This window comes from Streptomyces sp. NPDC031225 (assembly GCF_055570355.1).
The window spans coordinates 275,523-299,839 of record NZ_JBVIHJ010000003.1 but is presented as its reverse complement, the minus strand read 5'-3'; the positions used below and the strand labels follow the sequence as shown (position 1 = coordinate 299,839).

Sequence of the window (24,317 nt, the reverse complement as noted above, 5' to 3'; positions counted from 1 at the left end):
GATCGAGCCGGACTTCGAACAGTGGTTAAGCTAACTGTCGTCATAAGTCCGGTACAAGACCCTGTTTCCGGTGGGTTTCGCGGGTCGGGTGGGCCGGGTGGCGTTGAAACGGCAGGCATCGCGGCTGTGGTCACAGGTGTGGGGCCGGGCCCTCCCCCGAAGATCGCGGGGAGGGCCCGGACGGTGAAACCCCGCCTGTCAGGTCAGGTGGAGTTCCAGGACGGTGACGGACAGCGGCGGCAGCGTGCTGGTGAACGCCGCCGCCGCGCCGGTGACGGTGCTCGTCCTGGGCGTGAGCGCGGCAGGCTCGGTCAGCGTGTTCGTGGCCGTGCGCGAGGGGCCGGTCAGGACGGTGGCGGTGGCGTGCTTCCTGACCCCCTTGGCCAGGCCGCTCAGTTCGACCGGCACATCCACCTTCTCCGTCCCGCAGTTGACGATCGCGAGGTAGAGACGGTTGCCGGCCCGGGTGGCGACCGTGGCGACGGCGGGAAGCGCGCGTGCGGTGGCCGGCAGGACGGTGTCGCCCAGCCGGCTGGTCAGCATCTGCTGGGCCCAGTAGCTGGGTGAGACATAGCTGGTCAGGTTGTCGTAGGCGATCAGGTTGGTCGCCCAGACGTTGTTCTTGACGTGCGAGAAGAGGGGCGCGTAGCACTCCATGAGGACCTGGTCGGAGTTGCGTATCAGCCCGGCCAGCCAGGCGGCGTCGCCGAGCGCGGCGTTGAGGTCGGGGGTGGGGCGGCCCTCCTGCGCGGCCCACTCACCGACGAAGACCTTGGTCGAACCGCGGTCCCGGTTGTCGTACTTGTGGGTGGAGGCCTGGGCGGCGGACGGGGCGAGGTAGTAGTGCTCGTCGATCAGGTCCGGCGTGCGGCTCGTCACCGTCGTCGTGGCGATCAGCTTCAGGTGCGGGTACTTCGCCTTGATCGCGTCGTGGAAGGCCGCGAACCGCTCGTCGTAGGACCCCGAGGAGTCGAACCAGTCCTCGTTGCCGATCTCCACGAACTCCAGCGGGAACGGTTTCGGGTGTCCGTCGGCGGCCCGTTTCGCACCCCAGGTGCTGGTGACGGGGCCGGTGACGTACTCGATCTCGTCGAGGGCGTCCTGGATGAACGGCTTGAGCGCGTCGCCGGTGACGTGTTCGCCCCTCAGCGCGTAGCCCGCGAAGACCGCGAGCACCGGCTGCGCGCGCATGTCCTCGACCCATTCCAGGTATTCGAGGATCCCGAGCCCGTCCGTGGACCAGTAGCCCCACGCGTCGTCCATGTGGCCGGGGCGCTCCCAGACCGGACCGATGGTGTTCTTCCAGTTGAACCGCGTGGCGATGGTGTTGCCCTCAAGGAAGTTTCCGCCGGGGAAGCGCAGGAACTTCGGCTTCAGGGCGACCAGTTTCTCCATCAGGTCGATGCGCAGGCCGTTGGGGCGGTTGTGGTAGGTGGGCGGGAAGAGGGACACGTGCTGGAGCCACAGGGTCCCGCCCGCGGCGGCGGGGTCTGCGGTGGTGACGGTCAGCCTCGCGTCGCCGGTCACGGGGGCGCCCGAGCCGGTGCGCAGGGTCAGTTCGAAGGGGCGGTCGGGGAAGGCGGTGCCGATGTGAGGCACCCTCGCCGACGCGTACACGGTCGCGCCGTCCGCCGACTCGAGCGCCACCGTAAGCGGACCGATGCGTCGTGACGCCTTCGCGAACAGGCGGGCGGTATAGGTGGTCCGGGGGCGCACGGGTATGCCCCAGAACCCGTCATTGGCCACGCCTGCCCGGTGGCCGGCCCCGGTGCCGCTCGGCAGCACGACCTTGAGGGAACGCGTGAGGACGTCGTTGAGGGGCGTCGTCATGTCCAGCGCGAGGGTCGTCCCGCCGACCGCGGACCAGTGCACGGGCGTGCTGTCGTCGGCCATCATCGAGCGGTTCTGCACCAGTTCGGCGTAGATGCCGCCCTCGCCGGAGTGGTTGATGTCCTCGAACATCAGGCCGGGAAGGATGGGGGAGACGGCGTGCGCGGGGTGGGCGACGTCCACGCTCAGCAGCGGTGTCGTGGTCTCCACCGGCACCCCGGCGAGCGTCGCGACCTGGTCGGAGGTCAGGGCGGTCGGGAACATCCACACGTCGTCGATGAGGCCGTGCCACTGGTCGACGTGCCCGCCGCCGTAGAGCGCCCGGCCGATGGCGGTGTCGCCGGTGCCGGCCCAGCCCGCGGTGTAGTCGGCCTGCCCTTCGAGTACGCCGTTGACGTAGAGGCGGGTGACGCCGGCCGAGGGGTCGCTGACGCCGGTCAGATGGGTCCAGGTGCCGGCGGTGGGCGCCGAGGCGGCGGCAGCCACGGCGGCGTTCTGGGTGGCGTCCGAGTCGAGCCGGGCGAAGGCGAAGGTGCCGGTGTCGTCGCGCAGCCCCAGGTAGAAGGAGCTGACGACCTTGCCGTCGATGCTCACGGCGGTCTGGTAGCCGCCCAGCTGGCTGAGGTTGACCCAGGCGGCGACCGAGAACGCCTTGGAGGTGTCGAGGGCGGGCCCCGAAGCGGTGGCGTTGCCGCCCGCCGTGAGGCCGAGGCTGTGGGCGCCGACCTTGCCGGTGTCCCAGCCGGCCGCGCCCTGGAGGGTCGCGGTGCGGTCGTTGCCGGAGGCGTCCGCGGCGGAGGTGCCGGAACCCTCGTCGAAACTCCAGTGCGCGGCCGGGGCGGGAAGGTCCGCGGCCGCGGCGGTGCCGGAGCGTTCGGCGGCCCGGGCAGGAGCGGAAGCGGCGAAGGTCCCGGCCAGGGAGGCGACACCGAGGGCGGTCAGGACGGTTCTGCGGGGGAGTCCGGCTTCTGAAGGCATGCGGCAGTTCCTCTTTTGCGAGACGGATCGGTCGAAACGGCTGAGGGCGAGGGCGTGACGGGGGGTGCCCCTATCTCTTCGGTCAAGCCGTCTGGGCGTCCGCGGGGAGCGGCGGCGTGACCGTGGTCCGGGACGGGCCGATGGTCCGCCGCCGGGGAGGAGGCGGCGGACCATCGGCGGGTCGGTCGTTCGGTCAGGGGGCGATGTTCCACTGCTGGCAGGTGTTGTCGAGCTCCTGCCACTGGCGGACCGCGGTGCCGTTGGCCGTTCCGCAGTTCGTCACGTCGAGCACCATGCCGGTGTTGACGTTGCTGATGGTGTAGTGGCTGCCGACGGCGGTGACGTCCCACTGCTGGCAGTTGTTGCCGAGCGAGGCCCACAGCTGGACGGCCGTGCCGTTGGACTGCCCGCAGTTCGTGTCGTCCAGGACCGTGCCGCTGTTCACGTTGGTGATCGTGTAGTGGCCGTTGCCGGCACTGGCGAACTTCCACTGCTGGCAGGTGTTGCCGAGCGAGGCCCACTGGTCGATCGCGGTGCCGTTGGCCGTCCCGCAGTTCACTGCGTCCAGGACCTTGGAGCTGTTCACGTTGGTCAGGCGGTAGGCGGTGCCGGCGACCGGGAAGGTCGCGGCCGGGGTGCTGTAGCCGACGGAGGTGACGTTGGCCTGTACGGCGTTGTCGGCGGCGTCCGTCGGATATCCGGACGTCATGACGCCCTCGAAGAAGGAGCCGTCGGAGCCGTTGCTGTTGTCACCGCCGGTGCCCAGGACGATGGCGCCTTCCAGGTGCATCGGGGTGTATCCGCCGAGGTTGGGCAGAGCCCCGTTGTACCAGGTGGTGAGGCTGCCGGACTGGGCGTTGCCGCCCTTGATGGCGTAGGTGGTCGTGCCGTTGTTCTTCTCCAGGGCGGTGACGAACTCACTGGAGTTGCCCTTGTTGTTCGAGTTGGCTCCGTTGCCTCCGAAGAACAGCCCGTTCTCCAGGTCCGCCTCGACCCAGGGGCCCGACCCGGCGTTGGAACACGAGAACCAGCACTCCGTGCCGAAGTTGATCGCGTCCATGTGGCCGTTGCCGGTGTCGTTGCCGGACGTCTCGGCGTTGCCGTAGTCGAAGCAGCACCGGTTGTTCACATGGTGGCCGCTGGTCACCATGTAGGCGCCCTCGGGGGAGCTGCCGGTGGCGATGCCCGTGGTGCTGTTGTCGCGGTAGCCGACGCCGGCGTTCACGAAGATGCCGTACGCCTTGTGGCCGCCGACCGTGACCGGCAGGGCGTTGGCGATCGCGCCGACGTCCTGTCCGCCGTTGCCGCCCGGCCCCTCGACGGTGAGGTCGTTGTGGTTGGAGCTCTGGTCGTAGATCTTGGTGATGACGCATGTCGTGCCGGAGCAGAAGGAGTCCTGTGCCGCGGCGTTGGCGTAGCCGCCGGCGCTGAGGACGCCGATGTTCGTGGTGGCGGAGTCCGAGGCACGCTTGACCTGGTAGAGAGAGCCGTTGTACGAGGCGTAGAGCGCCCGCGTGGTGCTGTGCGCCGCGGCGCACGGTGTCCCCGCGGAGGCGTAGATGTCGCAGGGCAGGGACGAAGCGGCCTGGGCGGTGCCCGCGACACCGACGACCCCGGCGAGGACGCCCGCGAGGAGGGTGAGGGCTGCTCCCACGCTCAGCAGGAGCCCTCTCAGGCGTCGGTCTGTCACTCGACCTTTCACTGTGAACCTCTTCCGTCGATCAAATGTGAGCGCTAACAACTCCGACCCTCGGGTGCGGCACTTCTTTGTCTCCGGGTGCACGCGAAGGGCGATGGGGGGCGGGCCGGACTGCGTGCTGCTCTGGTCGAGCAGTGCTGCCGAGGGCTTCGCCGCAGTTCGGAGCGGCGAATCGGTCCGGGCTGAGGACGTGTGCGCGTGCCGTTCTCGCTTCGTGGGGGAACGAACGGCTGGTCTTGCGACCCCGCTCTTTTTACGGCCGGATGAATGCCGGGTCAACAGTGTCGAACAGTCAAGAGTGCGGAAACAAAAGCTGTGCAGTCTGTTTACCCGGGTCCGCAGACACGCCGTGCGGGATCCGGCATGGCGCTGAACGGCCAGGTCAGCGAGTCACTTGCCCCGTCTTTGCTGTTGCCGGATCGCGAAACGGAGGGGTCCGGCCAGCCTTGCCCCCACGGAATGTTGGCGTTAACAATTCGTCACGGCGCGCTGCTCCGACCGGAAGTGAGCGCTTCATCGGCAGATTTTCGGAGCGCGAGGAGGTGGGCCATGGACGGGGATCGCGCACCGGTGATGGCCGATGTGGCCCGGCTCGCAGGCGTCTCGCACCAGACCGTCTCACGGGTCCTCAACGACCATCCGAACGTGCGGCGCAGCACCCGGGACCGGGTGCTCGTCGCGGTCCGCGACCTCGGCTACCGCCCCAACGCCGCCGCCCGCACGCTGGCCACCCGCCGCACCCGCACCCTGGGTGTGATCAGCTTCAACACCACGCTGTACGGCCCGGCTTGCATGCTCTACGGCATCGAGCAGGCGGCCAGACAGCACGACTACTTCGTCACCGTGGCCGCTGTCGGCACGCTCGACCGGCGTTCGGTGCTGGACGCCGTGGACCGGCTCAGGGACCAAGGCGTCGAGGGAATCATCGTGATCGCGCCGCAGAGCGCGGCGGTCGGTGCGTTGGCGAACGTGCCGTCGGACGTTCCGCTGGTCGCGGTCGGCTGCGGCACCCACACCGCACTCGCCTCGGTCGCCGTGGACAACGAAGCCGGTGCCGAACTCGCCACCAACTACCTTCTCGACCTGGGCCATCGGACGGTGCACCACCTGGTCGGGCCGCGTTCCTGGCTCGACGCGCAGGAGCGCGAGGCCGGCTGGCGCGACACCCTGAACAAGCGGGGCGCTCCGGTGAGCGAACCGCTCGTCGGCGCGGACTGGACGGCCCGCACCGGGTACGTGCTCGGTCGACGGTTCGCCGCCGACCCCGATGTCACGGCGGTGTTCTGCGCCAACGACCACATGGCTCTCGGACTGCTGCGGGCCCTGCAGCAGTCCGGGCTCCGGGTCCCCGAGGACATCAGCGTCGTCGGGTTCGACGACATGCCGGAGACCGAGTACTTCGGTCCTTCCCTGACCAGCGTCCGCCAGGATTTCGACGAACTCGGCCGACGTGCCCTGCACATGCTGGTCCAGATCGTCGGCGACCCCGACACGGGGCTCCCGACGGTCGACGACACACCTCACATCGTCATCCCGCCCACGCTCGTGGTGCGGACCTCGGCGACCCGCCCCCGCCCCTGAAAGAAGGAGTCCGACATGGGCTGCGACGAGTTACCCTGACCGCCCACTGAACGGGCTGCGATCACGGCAGCATTGTGCGCGCCCCCTGCCAGGAGGCTGTCACCAGCGTCAATCCGGCTGCAGCCCACAGCAGTTGACCTGAAGTCCCGACGTCTCCGACGGCATTCCCGCACCGCCGTCCGCGGCTCCCGTCCGCGATCACCACGGCGACGAACCCCTCCTGAGCCACGTTTCGCTCCCGAGCGGACCATCACACACCCCCGGCCCCGGCCGCACCGGCGTACGCCGACCTGCCCGCCATGCCGTGATCCCCGATCCGCCCACCCCGCCTCCCCGGCCGTGGGCTCTGCCACTCCGACACGCCTAGAAGGGCGCTGATCAGCCATGCTCCGCAGCAGAAGGTCCCGCACCATCGTCGCCGCGACCGCGGTGCTCATCTCCCTCACCGCCGCCGGCTGCTCCAAGAACGCCGACGGCAGCTCCTCCTCGGCGGATTCCGGCCCGGCCGGCTCCAGCGCCGCCCCGGTCGCCCTGGCCGGTTCGGTCACCTTCAACCAGACGAACCTCGCCAAGCTCGACGCGGCGCTGAAGTCCGCCCTGGCCGGCAAGGACCTGTCCAAGGTCGACATCGCGATGGTCGTGAACGTCGCCGCCGACTACTGGAAGGCCGGGCAGGTCGGCTTCCTCAAGGGCTGCTCCGACCTCGGCATCGCGAAGAGCAAGTGCACCTACTTCGCCCCGCCGGGCGGCAAGTTGACCGAGCAGAACTCGGAGCTGGAGACCCTGCGCTCGCAGGGCGTCACCGGCTACGCGATCTCGGCGATCGACCCGACCTCGGCCGCCGGAACCATCCACACCGACGTCCAGAAGGGCATCGGCGTTCTGGCGATCGACTCGCCGCTGCCCGGCACCGACGCCGCCTCGCTGTACCTGGGGACCCCGAACTACACCGCCGGCTTCCAGGCGGGCACTGCCATGAAGCAGGTGCTCGGCGGCAAGGGCAAGGTGGCGATCCTAGTCGGCTCGCTCACCGCCTCCAACGCCACCCAGCGCATCGCGGGCTTCGAGGCCGCGCTCAAGGGCACCAAGATCACCGTCGCGCAGAAGGTCAACGACAATCTCCAGGCCGGCACGGCGACTTCGGACGCCGAGACCATCCTCGCCAACAACCCCGATGTCAACGGCCTCTACGGTGTCTACTCCTACGACGGCCCCGCGCTGGCCCAGGCCGTCACCTCGGCAGGCAAGACGGCTTCGGTGCACATCGTCTCCGACGACTCCGACGCCCAGACCCTGAAGTTCATCAAGTCCGGCGTGATCTCCGGCACCGTCGTGCAGATGCCGTACCAGCAGGGCTACACCGGGGCGTACATCCTGGCCGCGGAGAAGGTGCTGGGCAAGGACAGGACGATGGCGCTCGTCAAGCCCTACCTGGAGAAGGACGGTTCGACCCTGAGCTCCGGCGTGGGCCTGGTGACCAAGTCCGACCTGAGCGCCTACCAGTCCCTCGAGTCGCAGCTCGGGATCGGCTGAGCATGACGGCCACCAAGAACACCCCGGGCCGCGCGATCACCGCGCGGCTGCGGGGAGTCCACAAGTCCTACGGCCCGGTACGCGTCCTGGACCTGCCGGAACTCGACCTGTACGCCGGGCAGGTGGTCGGCGTGGTCGGCGAGAACGGCGCCGGGAAGTCCACCCTGATGGGCACCCTGGCCGGATCGGTCCACCGGGACGGCGGCGAGATCCTGATCGACGGCGAGCCCCTTCTCGCCGGGTCGACCGAGGCGGCGGGGAACCTCGGCGTCGCCATGGTCTCCCAGGAGTTCCCTCTGGTCGGACAGCTCTCGGTGGCCGAGAACCTGCTCCTCGGCCGCCGCCCGCGCGAGTCGAAGCGCCGGTTCCTGGTGGACCGTGCGGCGCAGCGCACCGAGGCCGAGGCCATGCTGGCCGAGATCGGACTGTCCGCCGCGACGATCCCGGTGAGCCGGGACGTACGCACCCTCCCGGTGCCGACCCGGCAGATGATCGAGATCGCCAAGGCCTGGGGCCGGGAGCCCAAGCTGCTGATCCTGGACGAGCCGACCTCCTCCCTGGGCCCGGTCGAGGCCGAGATGGTGCTGGGCCTCGCCCGGCAACTCGCCGAACGCGGTGGCACGGTGCTGTTCATCGGGCACCGGCTCGACGAGGTGCGGGACATCAGCGACCGCGTCCTCGTGCTGCGCAACGGCAGGCTGGTGGCCGACCTCGAACCGGCCGAGGCCACCGAGGAGCGGCTGATCCGCGAGATGGTCGGCGGCGAGGTCGCACAAGGCGAACCGAAGGCACCACCGGCGACGAGCCCGGTCCTGCTGCGGGTCGAGGGACTGACCGCGGACGGTCTCGGACCGGTCGACCTGGAGGTGCGCGAGGGCGAGATCCTCGGTGTGGCCGGGCTGATGGGCTCGGGCCGCAGCCGCCTGGTCCACACGATCGCCGGAGCACAGCCCTCGACCGGCGGCCGGATGCTGCTGGGCGGCGAGCCCTACCGCCCGCGTGGCGCGGGGGACGGGGTGGCGGCCGGGATCGCACTGATCCCCGAGGACCGCAAGGAGCAGTCGCTCGTCCTGTTCGCGTCGATCCGGGCGAACGTCCTCGTCTCGGTGCTCAAGCGGATCAGCACCCGGGGCCTGCTCGGTCCCGGCCAGGAACGCGCCGAGGCACGGAAGATCACCGAGAACGTCAACGTGCGGATGCAGTCGGTGGAGCAGCCGATCGGCTCACTGTCCGGCGGCAACCAGCAGCGTGCCATCTTCGGCCGCGCCTTCGCCGCCGAACCGCGTCTGCTGCTGCTCGACGAACCGACCCGCGGCGTGGACGTCGGCGCGAAGGCGGAGATCTACAAACTGATCGACCGGGCCGCCGAGCAGGGCATGGCACTGGTGGTCGCCTCCTCCGAACTGGAGGAACTGCTGTGGATCTGCCACCGCGTCGCGGTGATGAACCACGGGCGGGTGGCCACGGTCATCGACCGGGCCGACGCAACCAAGGAACGGATCATGACGGCCGCGGCCGGCACCACCTCCCTCGATGAGCACCAAGTGACGAACGGAGCCACAGCATGAGCGCGCAGAGCACGCTCGCCCCCGACGAGGTCGAGCCGCGTTCCCGGCCGGCCGTGTCGAGTCTCGCCCGCAGGCTCGCCGCCTCTCCGGAGGCCGGTGTGATCATCGCCTGTGTGGTGGTGTTCGTCGGGATCGCGGCCAACGCCGACACCTACACCGCGGTGGGCAACCTCCAGGTGATGGGGCGTGACCTGTCGCAGGTCGGCATCCTGGCGATCGGCGAGTCGCTGGTCATCCTGACCGGTGGCATCGACCTCTCGGTGGGCGCGCTGGCCGGTCTGGCAGGCATCCTGGCCGGCTGGATGAACGTCGACGAGGGCATGCCCGCGCCTCTGGCGATCCTGTTCACGCTGGTGATCTGCGGCGTGGTCGGACTCTGGCACGGCTTCATGGTCACCCGACTGAACGTGCCGCCCTTCGTGATCACCCTGGTCACCTACACCGTCGCCCAGGGCACAGCGCTCGCGATCACCAGCGGCTCGCCCATCAACAACCTGGACCCGATGTTCAGCAACCTGAGCCAGTACTACGTCGGCCGGGTGCCGGTCCCCGCACTGTTCTTCGTCGGCGCGGCGGCCGCCGCCTGGTTCGTGCTGGAGCGCACCTACGTGGGCCGGCAGATCTACGCGGTCGGCGGCAACAAGGAGGCCGCCCGCCTCGCCGGAATCCCGACCGCCCGCCGGATCACCTCCACCTACGTCGCCAGCGCGACGCTGGCCGGTCTGGTCGGCATTCTGGTGATCGGCCGTATGAACGTGGCCGACCCCTCGGTCGGGGCGGGCTGGGAACTGACCGCGATCGCCGCCGCGGTGGTCGGTGGGATGTCACTCTCCGGCGGCGAGGGCCGTATCGCCGGCATCGCGGCCGGTGCGATCCTGCTGGAGTTCATCACCAACGGTCTGCTCGCGCTCAAGGTCAGCCCGTACGACCAGCAGGTGGTCCAGGGTGCGGTCCTCGGCGTCGCCATCCTGCTCGACCGGGCGCGCGCCCGCTACTTCGGCAGGAGCCGGAGCTAGCACGGCCGCCGACTCCGCCGAACCGGGCGCACCAGCCGTCCGGGTGTCCTCGGAAGACCGCACGCCGATCGATATGCCGACTGCCTCTCTCTGCGCGGTGGAGGCCGACGACGACCTCCACCCGGCGACCAGCCGGAGGTCAACCGGTGGCCGGGGCCTGCCCGTGACCGGTCCGGGTCACGCGACCACCGCCGCCCGCACACACAGCACGTCGGGCAGATGCGAGGCCAACTGCCGCCAGCTGTCGCCGTCGTCGGCCGAGGCGTACACCTCGCCGTTGCGGTTGCCGAAGTACACGCCGGCCGGGTCCGCGTCGTCCGTGCACAGCGCGTCCCGCAGCACCGTGCCGTAGTGGTCCTCCTTCGGCAGCCCGGCGCTGAGCGGCTCCCAGCTCCTGCCCGCGTCCGATGTACGGAAGACCCGGCAGCGGCGGTCGGCCGGGACACGGTCCGAGTCGGCGGTGATCGGGAAGACGTACGCCGTGTCGCCGCGGCGGGGATGGGTGGCCGCCGCGAAGCCGAAGGTGGACGGCAGACCCTCGCCGATGTCCGTCCAGTGCGTCCCCGCGTCGTCGCTTCTGTACACACCCCAGTGGTTCTGGAGGTACAGCCGGTCCGGGTCGGCCGCGTCCCGCGCGACCTTGTGCACGCACTGGCCGAACTCCGGATTCGGGTCGGGCAGGAAGACCGCCGCGACACCGGAGTTGGCGGGCTCCCAGCTCGCACCCCCGTCCCTGGTGCGGAACACCCCGGCCGTGGAGACTGCCACCGTCACCGCGCGCGGATCGCGCTTGTCGGTCAGGACGGTGTGCAGGCCCTCACCACCGCCGCCCGGCACCCACTTCGAACGGGTCGGATGCTCCCACAGGGGCCGGACCAGCTCGAAGCTCTCCCCGCGGTCCTCGGAGCGGTACAGCGCGGCCGGTTCCGTGCCCGCGTACACCACGTCCGGTTCGGCCGCCGCCGGGTGCAGCTGCCAGACCCGCTCCAGTGAGGCCTCGGTGTCCTTCGGGAACTTCACCGCGGGCTGGGCGGGCTCCGTCCAGGTGCGCCCCAGGTCGTCGGAGTGGAACACGGACGGGCCCCAGTGCGCGCTGTCACCGCCGGCCAGCAGCCGCGGGCGCTCGCCCCGGGTGTCGATCGCGACCGAGTACACGGCCTGCGCGTTGAAGTACGGGCTCTTGTCGAACTCCCAGGTGCCGCCGCGCTCGCGCCCGATGAACAGGCCCTTGCGCGTCCCCACGGCAAGCAGCTTTTCGGTCATGCCGATCTCCTCCGTGACGTCTTTGTCCCAGACATTGGCCAGTCTGCACCCCGGCACTGACAGTCACCTCTGGAAAGGGCTTCACCCCAGGTCAGGGCGGCGAGGGTAACGGGCCGCCGCGATTTGGGGGCGGCTTTCGGCAAGATTTCCGCGGCGGCGGCCGACCGATGGGACCGTCGTGACGGAGAACTCGCCGTGAGCCGTGAGCATCGGGGTCGGCTCTCCCGTATGGGAGGTCGGTCCGGCATGTTCATGCGCCCGTCGCTCATGAGGAGGATGCCCTCGATGGCGTTCCGTGGTCACAAGGTCTGGCTGTGGCGGTGGCGGCGCAATCCGCTCAGACGCCGCGCCGACACCGTCGAGGCGTGGGTCGTGCTCGGTGCCTGGCTGCTCACCGTGCTGGCCGGGGTGGTGGCGGGTCTGGCGGTCAGCCGGTCCGTCGAGCACCAGCTGGCGCTGGAGCGCGTCGAGTGGCGGCCCGTGGTGGCCCGGCTGTCCGAGCAGGCGCCCGGTACTGCCGACCCGGGCACGTCGAGCGGCGAGCGGGTGTGGGGCGAGGTGGCCTGGGCCGGGGCCGACGGGTCCGCTCACACGGGGCAGGTCCGCGTCGACCCCGGCAGCGTCCAGGGCACCCCGGTCACCGTCTGGACCGACGCCCAGGGCCGTCTGATGACCCAGCCCGCCACCGAGGGCCAGGCCCAGATCCGCGCCGCGATGATCGGCATCCTGGTCGGGGTGAGCACCGGGGCCGTCCCGTTCGTGGGTGGCCGAGTCCTCCGTGGCCGTATGGAACGCCGCCGCCTCGACCAGTGGAACGCGGACTGGGCGTACTTCGGGCCGCTGTGGGGCGGAAGGCGGGCCGATGGGAGGTAGGAACGGCGGGCGGGCCGCGTGATGTGAGCCGGTCGTGACCCACCGTCGGTGGCTCACGACCGGCCCGCCGCTGTCACCGCTCGCGTTCTATGCGGCCGTCAGCACCTCCCCGCAGGCCTGCACCAGCTGCTCGTCGACCAGCACGTCATGGCTGCCGTACCCACCGGACGGCGACGCCAGATGCCGTCGGCGAGCGGCCAGCTCCGCGCGCAGAAGATCGTGAAGTGGCGCTCCGGCGGGCCCCAGGGCGGCAAGGCAGGCGGTGACGGTCCGGCGCGTGTGCGGACTCTCCGTCCACGCGGCCCGCAGAACCGGTCCGGCCAGGTCCTTGTCGCCGCCGATCCGCCAGACCGCACCCGCGGCCGACACCCGCTCCCACAGATCCGCGGTCCCAAGCATCCGCCGCAAGCTCGGCAGCGCCGGGCCCGCCGCCGGGCCGAGCCGTGCCAGAGCCTCCGCGGCGCCCCGTCGCCGAGGCCGTCCCTCCTCCAACTCGCCGATCAGCACGGGCAGTACGGCCGTCACGTCCCCCTCCACGGACCACAGCGCTCCCGCGGCGGTGGCCGCATGCTCCGTCTCCAACAGCTCACGCAGCACCGGTATGACCTCGGACACCGCCGCAGCCCCGAACGTGCCGAGTGCGTGGAGCGCCGACTCGACCACGGTGTCCCGCAGCCGCAACCCCACCGGCATCCCCCGCAGGAGTCGCAGCACCTCCGGTACGGCCCCCTCGTCGCCCAGCGCAGTGAGGGCCGAGAGCAGCGGTACAGCGCGTTCGAAGACTCTGGGGGAGTCCGGCGGGATCTGTTCCAGCCTGCGACGCAGAGCCGGCGCGAGCGGGGCCCCGGCCGGGCCGAGATGGCCGACGACCTGCCCCAGGTCGTCGGGGACGACCCGTCCGGCCAGCACCTGGGAAAGAGCCGGCGTGGCGCGTGAATCCCCGCTCCTGGCAAGGGCCTTGAGAGGCCCGCCCAGGGCCGGCGCCCCGTGCTCCCACCGCCGTACCCACAGGTCGGGCCGGGAGGTCACCAGGGCCGCCAGGTCGTCGGCGGCGGGAGCGGCCAGGCCGAAGAGATCCTCCAGGACGGACACCGCGGCATCGCGCAACCTGCCCTCGTCGGAGTGCAGTTGGGCACCGATCAGGGCGACAGGCTCGCTCCAGTCGGCGCGCCACTCACGGAAGAGCCCCACCGACATCCACACGGCGTTGCACCGGTCGACGGCATCCGGACTGGTCAACTGCCCCTGGAGAAGGGCCTTGCGCGCATCGAGCCGGTCACCCAGCCCGCGGTGCAGGGTCCGCAGCAACTGCGAGCCCTCCTCGTCCGAGGGCCGCAGTCGCCGCAGCCGGCCCACGAGGGTGTCGGAGTGGGGGCAGTCGACCCCGTCGCGTCGGGTGCGCCGCGCGGACCGCTCCCTCAGCAGCCCGACGGCGACCTGCACCAGGTCGGGCGGAAGCCGGTCGGGAGCGCACTCGGCGAGCTGACCGAGGGCGGCGAGCCGGACCCCGGGGCCGTACGGCGCGCGGCTGCGGTCCGTCAGCACCTCCAGTGCCTCGGCCGCGTGCCCGGGATGCCGCCGTACGAAAAGGCCCAGGCTCTCGGTGAGGCCGAGCAGGACCCGGTCGTCCCGCTCCAGTGCGAAGCGCTCCCGCAACAGGCCGAGCACCCGGGCCGGTTCGTCGAGGAACCGGACGAGCGCCTCCGGGGCGACCCGGCGGACGAAGGGGTCGGCGTCCCCCGTCAGCCGGACGAAGACATCGGCGCCGGCGCGCACGCCGACCCGGGCCCGTGCGTGGAGACCGCTCTCGACGCCGCCGTCCGGATCCTCGCCCTCCGCTCCGATACTGACGACGAGTTCGACGATGCCGGCCCGGTCCGCCACCTGTCCGCTCGCCACGAGCGCGAGCAGGAAGGGAACGCACGCGAGCGTCGAGTCGTACACGTCTCCCTGGTGGTGCACCGCGCCGTACATCCCGTCGAGGGCCGTCTCCCGTTCTACCGGGTCCGTGGAGGCGAGCCCCCGCAGCAGTCCGGGCACATCCTCCGCACTGCCGTACGCGTGGCGCAGTGAGGCCCAGTCGACCTCGTCCATCCCCGTGAACACGTTGTCCTCCCCAGGCGAAGTGTCAACTGATCGGAGTCTGCACCACAGGACTGACAACGAAGCGGAATCAGGCTGTGACTGTGAGCGATCCGGACAGGGAGGTGGTCCGGTTCTCGCCAAGCGGCCCCGGAGCGCCCTCAGTCGGTGCCGGGCAGCGCCCTCTCCAGGACCGCGCCCATGTCCACGGCGCCCGGCAGCGTGCCGAAGGCGTGTCCCCAGTCACCGCCGAGCCGCGTCGCGCAGAAGGCGTCGGCGACCGCGGACGGGGCGTGCCGGACGAGGAGGGAGGCCTGGAGCGTCAGGGCCATGTGCTCCACCAGCCGTCGCGCACCCGCCTCGGACGCCGTGGCCAACAGGTCCTTGAGCCGGGCGACGGCCGCGTCCAGACGCGCGTCCGCCCCCTGCGCCAGGGCGAGTTCGCCGAACAGAGCCTGGGCGGTGTCCGGATCGCGGCGCAACGCCCGCAGGACGTCAAGGGCGTTGACGTTCCCCGACCCCTCCCAGATCGACAGCAGCGGTGCCTCCCGGTAGTGCCGGGGCATGCCCGAGTCCTCGACGTAGCCGTTGCCGCCGAGGCATTCGAGGGCCTCCGCCGTGAAGGCCGGGCCCCGCTTGGTGACCCAGTACTTGCCGACCGCGGTGGCGATACGGCGGAAGGCCTGCTCCCCGGTGTCCCCGCGCACGGCACGGTCGGCGGCGCCCGCCAGCCGCAGCGTCAGGGTGGTGGCGGCCTCGGACTCCAGCGCGAGATCGGCCAGGACGTTGCGCATCAGCGGCTGGTGCAGCAGCCGGGCCCCGAACGCGCCGCGGTGGCGGGCGTGGTGTCCCGCCTCGACGAGGGTCCTGCGCATCAGGGTCGCCGACATCATCACGCAGTCCAGCCGGGTGCAGTTCACCATCTCGATGATGGTCTTGACGCCCTGGCCCTCGGGGCCGACCAGCCAGGCCACGGTGCCGTCGAACTCGGGCTCGGAGGAGGCGTTCGACCGGTTGCCGAGCTTGTCCTTGAGACGCTGGATGCGGAAGGTGTTGCGGGTGCCGTCCGGCAGGATGCGGGGTACGAGGAAGCAGGACAGCCCGTCAGGTGCCTGCGCCAGCACCAGGAACACGTCGCACATCGGCGCCGACGTGAACCACTTGTGCCCGCGCAGCGTGTACACGCCCGGCTCGGCGGCCGGTGTGGCCGCCGTGGTGTTCGTCCGGACGTCGGAACCACCCTGCTTCTCGGTCATCCCCATGCCCGCGAGCAGGCCGCGCTTGCCGGTCGGCACCATGAGCGCGGGGTCGTACTCGCGGCCCGTCAGCAGGGGTTCGTAGACCTTCGCCAGCGCCGGTTCCCTGCGCAGCGCGGGGATCGCCGCGTACGTCATCGACGTGGGACAGCCGTGGCCCGCGTCCGTGTGTCCCCACACCAACCCGCCCGCGGTGCGGGCGACATGGGCCCCGGGCCGGTCCTCCGCCCACGGGGTGCCGGCCAGCCCCTCGGCGACGGCGGTCCGCATCAGGTGGTGCCAGCTCGGGTGGAAGTCGACCTCGTCGACACGGTTGCCGTACCGGTCGTGGGTCCGCAGCACCGGCTCGTGCCGGTTGGCCTGATCCGCCCACTCCTGGGCCTCGGCGCTCCCCGCCCGCAGACCGAGCCGCCGAAGACCCTCCTCGGCCCAGCCGGCGCCCTCACGGCGCAGCCCTTCCAGCAGGACGGGGTCGTCGGAGGCGTCGTACGGCGCGAGGGGAGGGGGCTGATTGGTGACGGTGTGGGTGGCGGACTGTCCGGACGCGGGTATGGAGGCCATGAAGCTCATGTTGCGCTTCTGCTGCGACTGTGGCAATAGTGCAATACGAGGAGGGTCGTACAGTACGTGACCATGCGGAGGAACGTGCCGGTGCAGTCGGGGGAGGTCGATCTGCGGCCACTGTCCGCCCGGTCGGTCGTGCTGAGCCTGCTGCTCGGCGCGAATCCGCCGCAGATGCCCGTGAAGGACCTGGTCCGCGCGGTGGAGCCGTTCGGGGTCGGGGGCTCCACGCTGCGAGCCGCGCTCAGCCGGATGGTGGCCGCCGGTGACCTGCGGCGCGCCGACTCCGTCTACGGCCTCAGCGACCGCCTGCTCGCCCGCCGGCGCCGGCAGGACGAGGCCGTGCATCCCCGCACGCGCGCGTGGAGCGGTGACTGGGAGATGGCCGTGATCACCGCGACGGGTCGTGAACCGGCCGAACGCGCCGAGCTGCGCGCGCGGTTGACCGCGCTCCGGCTCGGCGAACTCCGTGAGGGCGTCTGGCTGCGCCCCGCGAACCTGGTCCGGCCGCTCCCGGACGGCCTCGACGCGGTCGCCCAGCGCTACACGGCCCGCCCCGACCGCCCCGGCCCCGAACTGGCCGCCGCGCTGTGGCCCCTCGACGACTGGGCGGCGGAATCCCGGGCGCTGCTCGCCCATGCCGCCCGCGCGGACCGGCCCGCGGACCGGCTCACGGTCTTCGCGGCGGTCGTACGCCATCTGCTGGCCGATCCGGTGCTCCCGCCCGGGCTCCTGCCGCCCGACTGGCCGGGGACCCGGCTGCGGTCCGCGTACGCGGCCTATCGGCGGACGCTGTCGGACATCGTGCCCCAGGCTCCGGTCCGCACATGACACGGCGGCCGTGCGAAGCGCCGTGCGGGGACGCTTCGTACGGCCGCCTTCACCTGCGAAGGGGCTACTTGTAGGTGATGTCGGACGTCGCGTACTTGCAGTAAGTACTGTCGGGGCCGGAGCCGTTCGTGGTCGGCTCCTTGCCGGAGTTGTTCCCGATGTACTTCTGGCACGGGACGATCTTCTTGCCGGAGTCGCCGACGATCGTGATCTTCTTCAGGGTCGCGCTGTCGCCGTAGTTGGTGTTGATGCCGACGAGCTTGTTCCCCGAGTAGGTCGCCTCGATGGTGTTGAGGTTGATCGTCCGCTTGTACTGCGTCGAGCAGTTGCCGCAGGAGCGCACGAAGGTGCCGAAGCCCTGCACCGCGAAGTTGGAGATGTTGAGCGTCCCGGCACCGTTGAACTGGAACACCTTGTCGCTCGCCGACTTCGCGCCACCGCCGGAGACGGTGTACACGTTGGACGACGAGGACCCGCGGAAGGTCGCCGCGTCCTCGCCGACGTCCTCCCACCACACGTTCTGGAGGGTGCAGCTGCCCGCGCAGTGGATGCCGTCGGCGGCGGGGGAGCCGATGATGACGTTCTTCAGGACGGTGCCCGCGGCCAGGTTGAGGATCGGCCCCTGGTCCTCGTCCTGGTTGTCGGTGCCCAGGTCGCCCGTGCCGTACAGGCGCTTCATCGCGTAGTCCTTGGTTCCGGACAGGTTGATGGTCGAGGAGACCGCCTGGCTGCCGTTGGCGGTGGGCCAGGTGGCGGCGGTGGCCGTCGGCGCATTGAGAGTCATGATCATGCCAACCGAGAGGCCGAGTGCGGCCGCGGCGCCGGTCAGTGCGCGCGTACGCGCGCGTGGACGTGCCGAAGAAGTCATGTCCCGAATCCTTCTTCCATGTCGGGGGTGGACGGGTGGGGGGAGATCAGAGCTTTCCGGCGCCCGCGCCGCCGGTCACCGAAGCGACGACGGAGGAGGCGGGCTCGGCGGTGTAGCCGTACGGAGCGGTGGTGAAGGTGCCGACCTGCGAGACCTCGGTGGCGGCTCCGCCGAGGTCGTTGCCGCGCAGGTTGGCGTAACCGTCCACGTCACTGTTCCGGTTCGTGGTGACAGCGACTCCGGTACTCCGGAAGACGTTGTTCTCCACGAGCATCTGGGCGCCCATGCGCGAGTGGACGGCGGTCTCGGCCCCGACGACGTAGTTGTCGTAGAAGTGCCCGGTGCCGAAGCGCAGACTGGGGATGCGCGAGTTGACGTTGTTGAACCAGTTGTGGTGGTAGGTCACCTTCAGGTGGCCGGTGTCCTGGCTCGCGTTGTTGTCGCTGTGGCCGACGAGCGAACCCTTGAAGTGGTCCTTGAAGGTGTTCCAGGACACCGTCACGTTGTCCGAGGCGTGGTTGATGTCCAGCAGGCCGTCGTAGTAGTCCTTGTCGTGATCGCGGTCCGCCGAGAAGGAGTTGTGGTCGATCCACACCTTCGTCGAGGCCTGCACCTCGATGCCGTCGGCGGGCGCGAGCGGCTTGCTGATGTTCAGGTTGCGGACGACGACGTTCGTGACCTTCTTCAGCCGCAGCCCGCCGCCGGTGAACCCGGACGACGAACCGACGCCCAGCACCGTGGTGTTGGAGCCGATGTCGACCGAGCCGCTCAGGGTGATCAGGCCGCTGACCTTCACGACCTTCGCCGTGCTGCCGGTGACGGCGGTCTTGAAGGCACTCAGCGTGGAGACGGTGACCGCGGAAGAGCTGCCGCCGCCGGTTGTTCCGGCGCCGAAACCGATGGGGGAGGTCTCGGCGGCCCCGGCCGGCTGCGGGACGGCCAGTGCGGCCGCCGTCGCGAGCGCGGCCGCACCGGCAGCCAGGGCGGATCTTTGCGTGTGTGTACGTGGGGGGCGAGTACGCATGCGGGTGCGTTCCCTTCGTGGTGCCTGCATGGTGCTTGGTCGAACATGTATGTGAAGAATGTTCGTCATGCTAAACGACATGCGCGGTGCAGAGCGGTGATGCCCAGCCTGTGCGGCGCGGGTCGGTCACATCACTGAACGGAACGTAGGGGGCAAGCGCTTTCTAGTCAACGCTTTGCGCAGAAGACATTCGGCCACCCGGGCGGCGGATGCGCGGGCGAATGCGAGCGAATTCTTTCGACGTGTGGGAGCGCTTCCACGGCGGCCATGTGCATGCCACGATGCTCGCCGGACGCTTCCCTTCCGCGAGATTCCGAGAACTTCTGAGAGGGGTGACTCGGTGGCGACTCCACCCAGATGTACGTTCGTCGGCGGCCTGACGCTCACCCTGCTCGCCCTGGGACACACGGCCCGGCCCCCCCCGGACCGGCCGCCGCGAACGACCGTGCGGACCGGCTGCCCGGCTCCGTCAGCTGCGCCTCGACGGGCCCGCTGATCAGTGCCGAACCCGAAGCCGACCACCCGATCGACCAGCCGATCGACCCCGTGAAGGACTCCGCGGTCCTCCGGCACACGTACCGCGGTCCCGTCTGCCTGACGACCGCGACCACCGCCGGCGCGTGGAGTCCCGGCGGCAGCGGTGCGTATCCGATGCCGGTCGAGGCACGGGCCTCCGGGCGGCGGTACTTACGCGTCCGGGCCACCGACAGCCTGAGCGGCACATGGGCGCCGTCGGCCGACGCCAGGACGAACGCGTTAACCCGCTCGAACAACGTGACGTTCGACGACGACCTGCCCGCACGGACCAAGAACTTCCCCCACGGCGGGATGATCCGCCACGGCGTCGACGAGGCCATCCCGATCGACCGGTGCCGGCTGCGCTTCCTGTACCAGGGCCCCGATCCCGCGCCGATCGCGGCTACGCCCAACTCCACTGGCAGATAACGCTGTTGACCCAGTCCCATTCCTCCTGCTGAACGAAAGGGGCAAGGCCGTGTCCACCACCCCCCGCACCACGACGAGCAGACCGCTGAGTTCGGTACTGATGGCCCTGCTGTCGTTACTGGCGGCAGCCTTCCTCACCGCGCCCGCGGCCTCGGCCCGCACCGAGGCGGTCCCCACCGCGACCCTCACCGAGGTGACCGGCTTCGGCACGAACCCCAGCAACCTCCAGATGTACCTGTACGTGCCGGACAACGTCACCGCGCACCCCGCGGTCGTGGTGGCCGTGCACTACTGCACGGGTTCGGGCCCGGCCATGTACAACGGCACCGAGTGGGCCCAACTGGCCAACACCTACGGCTTCGTGGTGATCTACCCTTCGGTCACCCGGTCCAGCAAGTGCTTCGACGTGTCCTCGCCCCAGGCACTGAAACGGGGCGGCGGCAGCGACCCCGTCGGCATCAAGTCGATGATCGACTGGACGGTCGACGCCTACTCCGCCGACACCGGCAGGATCTACGCCACCGGCATCTCGTCCGGCGCGATGATGACGAACGTCCTGCTCGGCGACTACCCGGACGTCTTCGCGGCGGGCGCGGCCTTCTCGGGCGTCCCCTTCGGCTGCTTCGCGACGACGGACGGTTCGGAGTGGAACAGCGCGTGCTCGGGCGGCACCGTCACCCACACCCCGCAGGAGTGGGGCGACCTGGTCCGCGCGGCCTACCCCGGCTACACCGGCGCCCGACCCCGCATGCAGGTGTGGCACGGCACCGAGGACGATGTGCTGCGCTACCCCAACTTCGGGGAGGAGATCAAGCAGTGGACCAACGTCCTCGGAGTCGGCCAGACGCCCGCCGTCACCGACTCGCCCGTCTCCGGCTGGACCCGAACCCGCTACGGCGCCACCGGTGACCGGGCCCCCGTCGAGGCGATCAGCCTCCAGGGCGTCGGCCACAACCTCTACGCCAACGGCATGGCGGCCCGCGCCCTCACCTTCTTCGGCCTCGACAGCTCGGGCCCGGCACCCCAACCCCCGCCGGGCGCCTGCAAGGTGACCGCGACGACCAACGCGTGGAACACCGGCCTGACGGCCTCCGTGACCCTCACCAACACGGGCACGGCCACCATCAGCAGCTGGCAACTCGCCTTCACCCTGCCCGCCGGCCAGGTCATCACCAACGGCTGGGGCGCCACGTACGCACCGGCATCCGGAGCGGTGACGGCGACGAACGCGTCGTACAACGGCACGATCGCGCCGAACGCGAGCGTCTCCATCGGCTATCAGGCGAACCACAGCGGGAACAGTGCGTCCCCGGGCGCCTTCACCCTCAACGGGAAGGCCTGCACGTAGAGTTGATCACCACCGACCGTCGTGGCCCTCCGGCGGGATGCTCCGGCGCAGCGCGCGCCGGAGTCCCGCCGGACGGCGTTTCAGGAGCGCGGACACCACACTTGCCGTGCCCGGTGACGGCACGCGACTCATGCCGACCCTCCTGAGCCCACAGTGACCGGCGGAGTCTCCGCTCAGACCGACCGGTGGTACTGGTCCGGCACGTGTACGTCCCCGCCCAGCTCCCGTGCCGCATGCCGGGCCCACGACGGGTTGCGGAGCAGTTCGCGGCCCAGCAGCACCGCGTCCGCCTCGCCGTTGGCCAGGATCTTCTCCGCCTGTTCGGCATCCGTGATGAGGCCGACCGCGGCGACCGGAAGAGTGGTCTCCGCCCTGACGCGGGCGGCGAAGGGGACCTGGTAACCGGGGCCGGTCGGGATGCTGACACCGGACGCGTTGCCGCCGGAGGACACATCGAGGAGGTCGATGCCGTGGGCCTGGAGGTCGCGGGCGAAGCGGACGGTGTCGTCCGGCGTCCAGCCGCCCTCCTCCAGCCAGTCGGTCGCCGAGATGCGGAAGAAGAGGGGCTTGCCGTCGGGCCACACCGCGCGAACCGCGTCGACGACTTCCAGAGCGAACCGGGTGCGGTTCTCGTAGGACCCGCCGTACTCGTCGGTCCGCCGATTCGAGTGCGGGGAGAGGAAGTTGCCGATCAGGTAGCCGTGGGCGCCGTGGATCTCGGCGATCTCGAATCCGGCGGCGAGGGCGCGACGGGCCGCGTCCGCGAACTGGCCGACGACCTCCGCGATCTGATCTGTCGTCAGCTCTGTCGGTACCGGGTGGTCCTCGTCGTAGGCCACCGCGCTGGGACCCAGCGGCTGCCATCCCCCCGCTTCCGCGGCGAGCGGCTCGCCGCCCTTCCATGGCTGGTCGGTCGACGCCTTGCGCCCTGCGTGGGCGAGCTGGATCGCCGGGACCGTGCCCTGGGAGACCAGGAAGCGGGTGATGCGGCGGAACGCCTCGACCTGGGTGTCGTTCCAGATGCCGAGGTCCTGGGGGGAGATCCGGCCCTCGGGGCTGACCGCGGTGGCCTCGGTGACGATCAGGCCCGTGCCGCCGGCCGCGCGTGCCGCGAGGTGCGTGAAGTGCCAGTCGTTCGGCGCCCCTGTGTCCGGTCCCTCCGGTGCGGCCGAGTACTGGCACATCGGCGCCATCCACACCCGGTTCGGGATCGTCACGTCGCGCAGGGTGAAGGGCTCGAAGAGTGGGCTCACGGCGGGCTCCATTCGTCACGGGACCGATGGGATCGACTCGTACGATAGGCATCGTAGTACGTCGGATGTCAAACTACGATGCCTCTCGTACAATGGAGGACCCCGAGCGAGTGGAGCCGCCGTGACCACCCCCGCCGTCAGCAGCCGTGATCTGCCGCATCCGGCGAGTGCGGAGATCCGGCTGGAATCCGTGCTGCACGCGTTGTCCGACCCGATGCGTCTGCGGATCGTGCGAGAGCTCGCCGCGGTCGGCGACGAGCTCTCCTGTTCGCACTTCGATCTGCCCGTCACCAAGTCGACGACCACCCACCACTTCCGGGTGCTGCGCGAGAGCGGGGTGCTCCGGCAGAACTACCAGGGCACCGCCAAGATGAACGGCCTGCGCAGGGACGACCTAGACGACCTCTTCCCGGGGCTCCTCGACACCCTTCTCGACGCCGCCGCCCGCCAGGCCGGCCGCCTCGGGAGCTGAACCGGTCTTTGAGGGCAGGTGGTTGAAGAGCAGGTTCAGCACGATCGCCGTCAGGCAGCCCGCGCTGATCCCGCTGTTCATCACCGTCTGGAACCAGTCGGGGAACTTCGCGTAGATCGTCGGAACACCGACCGGCAGCACACCCATGGCCACCGAGACGGCCACCACCGTCAGGTTGTCGGTGCCCTTGAAGTCCACCTGGGTGAGGGTCCTGAGACCGCTCGCCGCCACCGTCCCGAACATCACCAGGCCCGCCCCGCCGAGCACCGGCGCCGGTACGGCCGCGACCACCGCGCCCAGTTTGGGGAGCAGTCCCAGCAGGACCAGGATGCCGCCGGCGGTGGCGACGACCCACCGGCTGCGCACCCGGGTCATGCCGACGAGCCCGACGTTCTGGGCGTACGCCGTGTAGGGGAAGGTGTTGAAGACGCCGCCGAGCACGGTGGAGAGGCCGTCGGCGCGCAGGCCGTCCGAGAGGGAGCGCGGTCCGACCTTCCGGCCGGTCATCTCGCCGACCGCGATCAGGTCACCGGTGGTCTCCGTCATCGTCACCAGCGCCACGACCAGCATCGACACGATCGCCGAGAACTCGAACGTGGGCGCCCCGAAGTGGAACGGCGTGCTGATCCCGACCCAGTGCGCGTCGCCGACCCCGCTGAAGTCCGTGAACCCGAAGGGGATCGCCATGGCCAGGCCGACCGCGATGCCGATCAGTACCGCGATCCGGCGCAGGAAGGCCGGTGCGAACCGCTGCACACCCAGCACCACCACCAGCACGAACACGGCCAGCGCGATGTTCTTCGGCGCACCGAAGTCCGCGGAGCCGACGCCGCCCGCGGCCCAGTTCCCCGCGACCGGCAGCAGTGAGAGGCCGATGATCAGGATCACCGTGCCGGTGACCAGTGGCGGGAAGAAGCGCAGCAGTTTCCCGAAGACCGGTGCGAGCAGCATGATCGCCAGCCCTGCGACGATCACCGAGCCGTAGATCGCGGGCAGTCCGCCGCCCGTCGTCCCGATCAGGACCATCGGGGAGACGGCCGCGAAGGTACACCCCTGCATGATCGGCAGGCGTACGCCGAAACGCCAGAAGCCGATGCACTGGATGAGGGTGGCGATGCCGCACACCAGGAGGTCGGCGGTGATCAGGTAGGCCAGGTCGGTGGCCGACAGTTTCATCGCGCCGCCGACGATCAGGGGGACGGCCACGGCACCGGCGTACATCGCGAGGACGTGCTGGAGACCGAAGGCGGCGAGTTGGCGCACCGGGGGTACGTCGTCCACGGGGTGCACAGGGGTGGTTTGGGCCATGTCCGAGACCGTAGATGTATTGAACAGA

At 70.3% G+C, this 24,317-nt stretch carries 18 protein-coding genes; 9 read left to right on the top strand and 9 right to left on the bottom strand.

Annotated features, from left to right (window positions below; translation table 11 throughout):
- Positions 1-198: 198 nt before the first annotated feature.
- Positions 199-2,808 carry a LamG-like jellyroll fold domain-containing protein gene (locus ACZ48Z_RS06865; protein ID WP_468734733.1) on the bottom strand — a complete coding sequence of 870 codons (2,610 nt, stop codon included), beginning with the start codon at positions 2,806-2,808 and terminating at the stop codon, positions 199-201.
- Between the two features lie 193 nt (positions 2,809-3,001).
- Entirely contained in the window at positions 3,002-4,498 is a 1,497-nt protein-coding gene (locus ACZ48Z_RS06860) for an arabinofuranosidase catalytic domain-containing protein (RefSeq protein WP_468734732.1), read from the bottom strand.
- Positions 4,499-5,056: 558 nt separating this feature from the next.
- Between ACZ48Z_RS06860 and ACZ48Z_RS06855 the strand changes: the two genes are divergently transcribed.
- From ACZ48Z_RS06855 to ACZ48Z_RS06840, 4 genes are all read left to right on the top strand, one after another.
- Positions 5,057-6,088 (top strand): LacI family DNA-binding transcriptional regulator, encoded by a 1,032-nt coding sequence (locus tag ACZ48Z_RS06855; RefSeq protein ID WP_468734731.1) that lies wholly within the window; start codon positions 5,057-5,059, stop codon positions 6,086-6,088.
- Between the two features lie 384 nt (positions 6,089-6,472).
- The gene (locus ACZ48Z_RS06850) at positions 6,473-7,621 is read left to right on the top strand and encodes a substrate-binding domain-containing protein (protein WP_468734730.1); all 1,149 of its coding nucleotides are present in this window, start codon (positions 6,473-6,475) and stop codon (positions 7,619-7,621) included.
- Between the two features lie 2 nt (positions 7,622-7,623).
- A complete protein-coding gene (locus ACZ48Z_RS06845) occupies positions 7,624-9,189 on the top strand; it encodes a sugar ABC transporter ATP-binding protein (RefSeq protein WP_468734729.1) in 1,566 nt (521 codons plus the stop codon).
- Positions 9,186-10,205, top strand: coding sequence for an ABC transporter permease (locus ACZ48Z_RS06840; RefSeq protein WP_468734728.1), 1,020 nt, complete (start codon positions 9,186-9,188; stop codon positions 10,203-10,205). Before ACZ48Z_RS06845 ends, ACZ48Z_RS06840 begins: the two co-directional genes overlap by 4 nt.
- Before the next feature lie 177 nt (positions 10,206-10,382).
- Here ACZ48Z_RS06840 and ACZ48Z_RS06835 read toward each other — a convergent pair whose 3' ends face one another.
- Positions 10,383-11,468, bottom strand: a complete 1,086-nt coding sequence (locus ACZ48Z_RS06835) for a WD40/YVTN/BNR-like repeat-containing protein (protein WP_468734727.1) — start codon at positions 11,466-11,468, stop codon at positions 10,383-10,385.
- 285 nt (positions 11,469-11,753) lie between these two features.
- Between ACZ48Z_RS06835 and ACZ48Z_RS06830 the strand changes: the two genes are divergently transcribed.
- Positions 11,754-12,341, top strand: a complete 588-nt coding sequence (locus tag ACZ48Z_RS06830; RefSeq protein WP_468734726.1) for an Rv1733c family protein — start codon at positions 11,754-11,756, stop codon at positions 12,339-12,341.
- A gap of 87 nt (positions 12,342-12,428) precedes the next feature.
- Here ACZ48Z_RS06830 and ACZ48Z_RS06825 read toward each other — a convergent pair whose 3' ends face one another.
- Both ACZ48Z_RS06825 and ACZ48Z_RS06820 read right to left on the bottom strand, forming a co-directional pair.
- The gene (locus tag ACZ48Z_RS06825; protein WP_468734725.1) at positions 12,429-14,447 is read right to left on the bottom strand and encodes a HEAT repeat domain-containing protein; all 2,019 of its coding nucleotides are present in this window, start codon (positions 14,445-14,447) and stop codon (positions 12,429-12,431) included.
- A 137-nt stretch (positions 14,448-14,584) separates the two neighbouring features.
- Positions 14,585-16,249, bottom strand: coding sequence for an acyl-CoA dehydrogenase family protein (locus ACZ48Z_RS06820; protein WP_468734724.1), 1,665 nt, complete (start codon positions 16,247-16,249; stop codon positions 14,585-14,587).
- A gap of 63 nt (positions 16,250-16,312) precedes the next feature.
- Here ACZ48Z_RS06820 and ACZ48Z_RS06815 point away from each other — a divergent pair, with 63 nt between their 5' ends.
- A complete protein-coding gene (locus ACZ48Z_RS06815; protein WP_468734723.1) occupies positions 16,313-17,071 on the top strand; it encodes a PaaX family transcriptional regulator C-terminal domain-containing protein in 759 nt (252 codons plus the stop codon).
- 64 nt (positions 17,072-17,135) lie between these two features.
- Here the strand turns inward: ACZ48Z_RS06815 and ACZ48Z_RS06810 are convergent, their stop codons facing one another.
- Both ACZ48Z_RS06810 and ACZ48Z_RS06805 read right to left on the bottom strand, forming a co-directional pair.
- Positions 17,136-17,939 carry a pectate lyase gene (locus ACZ48Z_RS06810; protein WP_468734722.1) on the bottom strand — a complete coding sequence of 268 codons (804 nt, stop codon included), beginning with the start codon at positions 17,937-17,939 and terminating at the stop codon, positions 17,136-17,138.
- A gap of 46 nt (positions 17,940-17,985) precedes the next feature.
- The gene (locus tag ACZ48Z_RS06805; RefSeq protein ID WP_468734721.1) at positions 17,986-18,963 is read right to left on the bottom strand and encodes a pectate lyase family protein; all 978 of its coding nucleotides are present in this window, start codon (positions 18,961-18,963) and stop codon (positions 17,986-17,988) included.
- A gap of 546 nt (positions 18,964-19,509) precedes the next feature.
- On the opposite strand from ACZ48Z_RS06805, the gene ACZ48Z_RS06800 reads away from it, so the two are divergent.
- Together ACZ48Z_RS06800 and ACZ48Z_RS06795 are read left to right on the top strand one after the other, a co-directional pair.
- Positions 19,510-19,908 carry a non-reducing end alpha-L-arabinofuranosidase family hydrolase gene (locus ACZ48Z_RS06800; protein ID WP_468734720.1) on the top strand — a complete coding sequence of 133 codons (399 nt, stop codon included), beginning with the start codon at positions 19,510-19,512 and terminating at the stop codon, positions 19,906-19,908.
- Positions 19,909-20,008: 100 nt separating this feature from the next.
- Positions 20,009-21,256 (top strand): extracellular catalytic domain type 1 short-chain-length polyhydroxyalkanoate depolymerase, encoded by a 1,248-nt coding sequence (locus ACZ48Z_RS06795; RefSeq protein ID WP_468734870.1) that lies wholly within the window; start codon positions 20,009-20,011, stop codon positions 21,254-21,256.
- A gap of 173 nt (positions 21,257-21,429) precedes the next feature.
- Here the strand turns inward: ACZ48Z_RS06795 and ACZ48Z_RS06790 are convergent, their stop codons facing one another.
- Entirely contained in the window at positions 21,430-22,509 is a 1,080-nt protein-coding gene (locus ACZ48Z_RS06790) for an NADH:flavin oxidoreductase/NADH oxidase (RefSeq protein WP_468734719.1), read from the bottom strand.
- Between the two features lie 121 nt (positions 22,510-22,630).
- Between ACZ48Z_RS06790 and ACZ48Z_RS06785 the strand changes: the two genes are divergently transcribed.
- Positions 22,631-22,981, top strand: a complete 351-nt coding sequence (locus tag ACZ48Z_RS06785; RefSeq protein WP_468734718.1) for an ArsR/SmtB family transcription factor — start codon at positions 22,631-22,633, stop codon at positions 22,979-22,981.
- Here the strand turns inward: ACZ48Z_RS06785 and ACZ48Z_RS06780 are convergent.
- The gene (locus ACZ48Z_RS06780) at positions 22,904-24,289 is read right to left on the bottom strand and encodes a nucleobase:cation symporter-2 family protein (protein ID WP_468734717.1); all 1,386 of its coding nucleotides are present in this window, start codon (positions 24,287-24,289) and stop codon (positions 22,904-22,906) included. The genes ACZ48Z_RS06785 and ACZ48Z_RS06780 overlap by 78 nt on opposite strands.
- Positions 24,290-24,317: the final 28 nt, after the last annotated feature.